This window comes from Erwinia sp. Leaf53 (assembly GCF_001422605.1).
GTDB lineage: Bacteria > Pseudomonadota > Gammaproteobacteria > Enterobacterales > Enterobacteriaceae > Erwinia.
In genome coordinates, this window is sequence record NZ_LMLK01000019.1 from 1,454 (window position 1) to 1,661 (window position 208).

General features: G+C 63.2%; 1 protein-coding gene. It reads left to right on the forward strand.

Annotated elements, in window-relative coordinates; genetic code table 11:
* Positions 1-208 (forward strand): Ig-like domain-containing protein (locus ASF13_RS24665; RefSeq protein ID WP_162237194.1); only part of this gene is annotated, 208 nt, incomplete at both ends.

Here is a 208-nt window from a genome sequence, read left to right on the forward strand (position 1 = left end):
CGGCACCCTGTCCGAGCTGATCTCCACCGACGGCGGTATTACCTGGAAAGGTACTTACACCCCGGCTGCCGACGTGACCGACGCGACTAACCAGCTGGTGCTKAAYCAGACCTGGGTTCGTGACGCGGCAGGCAATATCGGCCAGGGCCTGGTGTCCTCGGACAACTTCGCCATCGACACGCARCTGCCRACCGCCACCATCCAGCTG